Origin of the sequence: Desulfosarcina sp., assembly GCF_046496365.1 — a bacterium.
Classification (GTDB): Bacteria; Desulfobacterota; Desulfobacteria; order Desulfobacterales; family Desulfosarcinaceae; genus Desulfosarcina.
Map to the genome: position 1 here is coordinate 1 of NZ_JAWOHB010000014.1, position 6,740 is coordinate 6,740.

The window sequence follows — 6,740 nt, forward strand, 5'->3', positions numbered from 1 at the left end:
GTACGGTCGGCCACCCGCTGCTCCATGTCGCGGTAAGCCTCCTGGAGGGCGGCCTCGGAGCGCTTGCGTTGGGAGATGTCCTGGAGAAACCCCTCGATCAGCCAAAGCCTTCCATCTTCGGCTCGCACCGCCCGTGCGCGCACCGCGGTCCACACGCGGCTGCCATCGCGACGCTTGAGTTGACACTCGAAGTCCGTCACCACGCCTTCGTTGGTCAGGCGCGCCATCAGCGTCCGGTGATCCTCCGGACGGACATAGATGTCTTTGCCGATGGTTTCCATGGCCTCCTTCAGGGCCTCGGGGGAGGCGTAGCCCAGAATGGTTGCCATCGACGGACTGGCGCTGATCATACGCCCCTCGGCAGTGATCTGGAAAACGCCCTCCGGAGCGTTTTCGAAAATGCTGCGGTACTTGTTTTCACTTTCGGCGAGAGCCGCCTCGATTTTCTCCTGCTCGGCGATGCGCAGCTCCAGGGCCCTGCTGTACTCCTGAAGCTCGGCGGCATGGTTGGTCAGCAGAATCTCCTTTTCGTGGTAATAGTCCAGTTTGGCATAGAGTTCCTCGGGGGAGATGCGAAGCCTGGCGAGCACGTCCTTGTAAACTTCACTGAGTTGCCGGGACTCTTCGGGGGTAAAAATCGTCGAGCCGGCCAAGGCCTTGTGAGCGGCGGGGGCGCCGATGGCCCCGGCCAGAGATTTTTCCACTTCACTGTGCAGGTTGATCAGGTCGACGATGGTGATGCGCTCCCGGCCCTCCAGCCGGCAGGTCGCCATGGCACGGGTGAGGATGGCCCGCGTTTCGGTTTGGTCCAGGTAGCGATGCAGTACTTTTGCGATTTCCAGGCTTTTGGCCGTCGGATCGATGGTGGCCGAGTGCTGGTCCACATTAGATGACAGGGGCACAGCCCATCCATCGTCACTGAAAACCGCCGCCAGACGTCTTTCGCTGGGGCTTTGGTTCCACCAGATTGACACCAGCACGAAAGCCCCGACATTGAAAATAAAGGACCAAAAGAGGGTGTGGGTGAGCGGCGCAAACCCGTGCAGCCCGAAAAGGCTTTCCGGACTGAGGGCCCCGACCGCCCAGGGACCGGCGTCCAGGATGCTGCGCGAAAACCAGCCGACCTGGATCAAAGCGGGCAGCAGCAAGCTGTAGAGCCACACGCCAAACCCCGCCGAAAGCCCGGCCAGTGCTCCCCATTTGTTGGCCTGACGCCAGAACATACCGCCCAGGATGATCGGAGCGAACTGGAAGACTGCCGCAAAGGAGATCATGCCGATGTTGGCCAGCATGAAGGTTTGACCGATCAGGCGCTCGAAGCCGTAGCTGAGCACCAGCACCAGGGCTACGGCCACCCACTTGCAGCGCAGCAGGTGGCGGCGGAGGAAGCCCAGCCACGGCACCCAGCGCACCAGGGGCAAAAGCAAGTGGTTGGTGAGCATGGTGGACAGCGTCACCGAGCTGATCATGATCATGCCCGTGGCGGCGGAAAACCCGCCGATAAAAACCAGCATCACCAGCCAGGGTTTGCCATGGTTGCGGGGCAGGTCTAGGACAAAGGTATCCGCCCCGGCGACCGGCAGGCCCTGAAGCAGACCGCCGGCGGCGATGGGCAGCACAAAAAGATTGATCAGCAGCATGTAGACCGGAAAGAGCCACATGGCCGTTGAAACGAAGTCCGGGTTCGGGTTTTCCACCACGGCGACATGGAACTGGCGGGGCAGAAACAGGCTGGCGGACATGGCCAGCACGAGGTAGGTGCCCCAGAGCAGGTAAGGCGCAGGGGCCTTTCCGCTGAGGGCGAACAGGTGATGATGAGGACTTTGAGCGAGCCGTTGAAAAAGATCCCCGAAGCCGTCGTAGAGAAAATAGGTGACAAAAACACCGGCCACCAGCAGGCTGATGAGTTTGACGATGCATTCCACCACCAGCGCCATCACCATGCCGTCGTGACGTTCGGTGGGGTCCAGGCGGCGGACCCCGAACACAATGGCGAAAACAATCATCATAACGACCACTATGGGGCCCAGATGCCCTCCGATCCAGGCGGAAAAATCCCGGCCCGGAGTGGTGATGAGCTCAAAGGTGCTGATGATCGCCTTGAGTTGCAGCGAGACGTAAGGGATGCTGGCGCAAAGAGCCAGCACCGTGGCCAGAGCGGCAAGCGTTTCGGATTTGTCGTAGCGGGCTGAAATGAAGTCGGCGATGCTGGTGATATGATGCCGGGATTTGATCTGCGCCATCCGCCGCAGCACCTTCCACCAGAGGAAAATGCCCAGGGTGGGGCCCAGGTAGACCGCCAAAAAGAGCAGCCCCGAAGAGGCTGCGATACCGACGCTGCCGTAGTAGGTCCAGGCGGTGCAGTATACCGCCAGGGAAAGCCCGTAGACCCAGGGATTGTTGACCGGGCTGCGGCCTCTGGCGGCGCCGTGCTCCGCCCACAGGGCCACCAGAAAAAGGGCCACGACATAAAAGAGAAACACCAGCATGGCGACCAGAGGATCGAACATGCCTATTTCCTCGTTGTGTCCGTGACCGGACCGGCCGGCGATGCAGGCCGCACCTGGCGGGCGATCACCGCCAGCAGCACCACCAGCAGCGACCAGACCGCGTAAAGGTAGAGAAAACCACTCGCGGGGCGGGTCCCCTCCAGCAGGGTCAGCAGGGGCCAGTTGAAGAACAGGAAAAAGAGACAGAAGAGAAAAAGATGGAATTCCGTTTTGCCCAGCATGTTTCCGAGGTGAGCCATAACACCTCCTGCCGGCGATCAGATCGCCGATAGCGCCAAGGGGTCCGGCATCTATTTATAATGAATATGAAATAGGGTTGGCGCTGTCAAGGAATACCGCCTGCAGACATCTTTTTACTCGCAGCACAACTTGATTTCGACAGGGAATCAATCTCTTACAGTCATCCCGGTTCCGCCCGGCACAATGGGGCGCCAGACGTCTCAAACAGTTGCCAACCGCCCTACGCAACCTCCCGGCACAGGTGGCGTGTTTTTACCCGCATGAATCAACGAAGAGCCAAATTTATTGACATAAATTCAAACATTGCGATAGATTACAACTATTAAAAAATGCTGAGGCCAACACCCGAAAGGTGAAAATGAAAATAAAATAGGAAGGAAAAAACAATGTTGAAAATAAAGCAAATTCAGCAGTTATTGGGAAACGATGCATCTTTGCTGGAATTTTCTACGCCAAAAATTGCACAAAAGGAGATAACCATTCCGGCCAAGGAGATGGTGGATAAGATATTCATCCCCTCGGACAGGAACAATCGTGTGCTGGGAAACTTATACCGATTATACACCACCGGAAATCTCTCTGGTACGGGTTATCTTTCCATCCTGCCGATTGACCAGGGAATTGAACATTCAGCAGGCGCATCATTCGCAAAAAATCCTATGTATTTTGATCCCGAAAATATTGTGAAATTGGCCATGGCTGCCGCTTGCAACGGGCTGGCATCAACACTGGGGGTACTTGGATTGGTGTCGCGAAGATATGCTCACAAAATCCCTTTTATCGTAAAGCTTAACCACAACGAGCTTCTTTCATCGCCGAACAGCTACGATCAAATTATGTTTGGCACTGTTGACCAAGCTTATGAAATGGGCGCTGCCGGTGTAGGTGCAACCATTTATTTTGGTTCGGCAGAATCGAATCGGCAAATTATCGAAACAAGCAAAATGTTCGCCTATGCACACCAAAAGGGATTGTTTGCTATTCTTTGGTGCTATCTGAGAAACAATGATTTCAAAAAGGATAAAGATTATCATGTATCCGCCGACTTAACCGGCCAGGCAAATCATTTGGGGGTCACTATTGAGGCCGATATCATTAAGCAAAAGCTTCCTGAAAACAACGGCGGTTACCGCGCTCTAAACAGCAATGGGAAAAAATTCGGTAAATACGATGAGCGAATTTATACCGAGCTGGCTTCGGACAATCCCATTGATTTGACCCGCTACCAATTGCTAAACAACTATGCGGGAAAAATTCCTCTGATCAACTCGGGTGGTGCCTCGGGCGACAATGATATGGCAGACGCCGTACGCACGGCTGTGATTAACAAACGCGCGGGCGGCAGCGGCTTGATACTTGGACGCAAAGCGTTTCAAAAGCCTTTTGATGAAGGCGTGAAAATTATTGAAGCGGTTCAATCTGTGTATCTTAACCGGAAAATTACAGTCGCATAAAAGAAAAATCGCTGTTTCATAGGGCTGAAATGTACGCCACAGGTGCCGGAGGGGGGAAACGATCATGCCACGAAAAATAAAACCTGCCAAAAGCCAGCCGCCGGACCATTCATTTGATGATTCAGCCGAGGCCATCCGCAAGGAGATCATTGAAAAACTGTTTTCCATGCGGGCGAAATTTCCCGAGGTGGCCACCCTCAATGATTATTATCTGGCCTTGGCTTATGTGATCCGGGACCGGGTCCTGCATCGCTATATTCACAGCGCCCAAACTTATTTTGAAAAGGAAAGCCGGACGGTTCTCTATTTGTCGGCCGAATACCTCATGGGGCCTCAGCTCGGAAACAACCTGATCAGTCTGGGGCTTTACGATGAAACAGCCCGGGCCGTGGAAAGCCTGGGGATGAGCCTGGAAGCGGTGATGCAACAGGAGGAGGAGCCCGGCCTGGGAAACGGTGGTCTGGGGCGCCTGGCCGCCTGCTACATGGATTCTCTGGCCACCCTGCAGATTCCGGCCATCGGCTACGGCATCCGTTATGAATTCGGCATCTTCGATCAAGCCATCAAGGACGGCTGGCAGGTGGAGTTGAGCGACAAATGGCTGCGGTTCGGCAATCCCTGGGAAACCGCCCACCCGGAGATCCGTTTTGAGGTGAAATTCGGCGGGCACACCGAATCCTTTACGGATGAAAAAGGCAGGTATCGGGCCCGCTGGATTCCTGAGCACCTGGTGCTGGGGGTCCCCCATGATACGCCGGTGCTGGGATACGGGGTCAACAATGCCAATTTTCTACGGCTATGGTGCGCGCGGGCCTGTGAATCCTTTGATTTTCAGGCTTTTAACGTAGGCAATTACTATAAGGCCGTTGAACAGAAAATGGTTTCCGAGAACATCACCAAGGTCCTTTATCCCAACGACCAGCCCGAGGTCGGGCGCCGGCTTCGCCTTCAACAGCAGGCTTTTTTTGTTTCCTGTTCCCTTCAGGACATGATCCGGCTGTTTTTGCAGCGTGAATCAGATCTGACCAAAATTCCCGACAAGTTTGTGGCCCAACTCAACGACACCCATCCGGCCCTGGCTGTGGCTGAATTAATGCGACTGCTGGTGGATGAGCACTTCATGGAATGGGAGCCGGCATGGACGATCACCACGCGGGTGTTCGCCTACACCAACCATACTCTGCTGCCCGAAGCGCTTGAAACCTGGTCGGTACCGTTGATGCGGCAGCTTCTGCCACGACACTTGGAAATCATTTTTGAAATCAACCGCCGGTTTTTGGACGACGTCGTCCGGGTCCACACCCGAGACGAGGAAACCATCGCCCGGCTGTCTCTGATTGCCGAATCCGGTGAAAAGCAGGTGCGCATGGCGAATCTGGCCTGCGTGGGCAGCCATGCGATCAACGGCGTGGCAAAACTGCACACCGATCTGCTTAAACAAACAGTGTTAAAGGATTTCCATGCGCTCTGGCCTGAAAAACTCAAAAACGTCACCAACGGTGTCACCCCACGTCGGTTTATGGTGCTGGCAAACCCGGGCCAAACCCGGCTCATCTGCGAAACCATCGGCGACAAATGGATTCGCGACCTCGATCTGCTGGCTGATCTGGAACCCTTCGCAGACGACCCCGAATTTCGCCGGCGCTGGAACGGGATCCAGCGGGCCTGCAAAGAGAGACTGGCACACATGATCCTGAAAACGACGGGAATTTCCATAGATCCCGACAGCCTGTTCGATGTTCAGGTAAAACGCATCCACGAATACAAGCGCCAGCATTTAAACCTTCTCCACATTCTCACCCGCTACCACCGCATCAAGCAGGGGCTGGCAACGGATGCACCGCCGCGCACCTTCATCTTCGGCGGGAAGGCGGCCCCCGGCTATACCATGGCCCTGCTCATCATTCGGCTGATTCATGCCGTAGCGGAGGTGGTCAACCATGATCCGGAGGTGAATGATCGGCTGAAAGTGGTCTTTTATCCTGATTTCAATGTGAAAAACGCCCAGGTCATCTATCCGGCCGCAGATCTTTCTGAGCAGATTTCCACGGCCGGAAAGGAGGCTTCGGGCACGGGCAACATGAAGTTTTCCCTAAACGGCGCGCTAACCATCGGCACGCTGGACGGCGCCAACGTCGAAATTCGGGAAGCGGTGGGGCCTGAAAATTTTTTTCTCTTCGGCCTGACGGCTGACCAGGTGGTCAAAACCCGGCAGGAAGGGTACTGGCCTATGGACCTGTATCATCGCCATCAGGAATTGCGGGCGGTGATTGACACCATCTCCAGCGGCGCGCTGTTCCCCGCCGACCCGTCCCTGTTCCGGCCGTTGGTGGATTCCCTGCTCTACCAGGACTTGTTTATGGTTCTGGCGGACTATGACGCCTATGTGCGGTGCCAGGAGACCGTTGACCGCCGGTTCAAGGCGCAGGACGACTGGCAACGGATGTCGATTCTGAACACGGCCCGCATGGGAAGGTTTTCATCCGACCGTTCCATTGCGGAATACTGCCGGGAAATCTGGGGCGCGCAACCGGTG

General features: G+C 55.7%; 4 protein-coding genes. 2 read left to right on the forward strand and 2 right to left on the reverse strand.

Annotated elements, in window-relative coordinates; translation table 11 throughout:
* Together R6V78_RS00575 and R6V78_RS00580 are read right to left on the reverse strand one after the other, a co-directional pair.
* Positions 1-2,510: PAS domain S-box protein (locus tag R6V78_RS00575; RefSeq protein WP_410287369.1), on the reverse strand; the 2,510-nt coding region annotated here is incomplete at its 3' end.
* Between the two features lie 2 nt (positions 2,511-2,512).
* Complete coding sequence (locus R6V78_RS00580) at positions 2,513-2,749, reverse strand: hypothetical protein (protein WP_410287370.1); 237 nt, start codon at positions 2,747-2,749, stop codon at positions 2,513-2,515.
* A gap of 387 nt (positions 2,750-3,136) precedes the next feature.
* Between R6V78_RS00580 and R6V78_RS00585 the strand changes: the two genes are divergently transcribed.
* The gene (locus R6V78_RS00585) at positions 3,137-4,204 is read left to right on the forward strand and encodes a class I fructose-bisphosphate aldolase (RefSeq protein ID WP_410287371.1); all 1,068 of its coding nucleotides are present in this window, start codon (positions 3,137-3,139) and stop codon (positions 4,202-4,204) included.
* A 64-nt stretch (positions 4,205-4,268) separates the two neighbouring features.
* Positions 4,269-6,740: glycogen/starch/alpha-glucan phosphorylase (locus R6V78_RS00590; protein ID WP_410287372.1), on the forward strand; the 2,472-nt coding region annotated here is incomplete at its 3' end.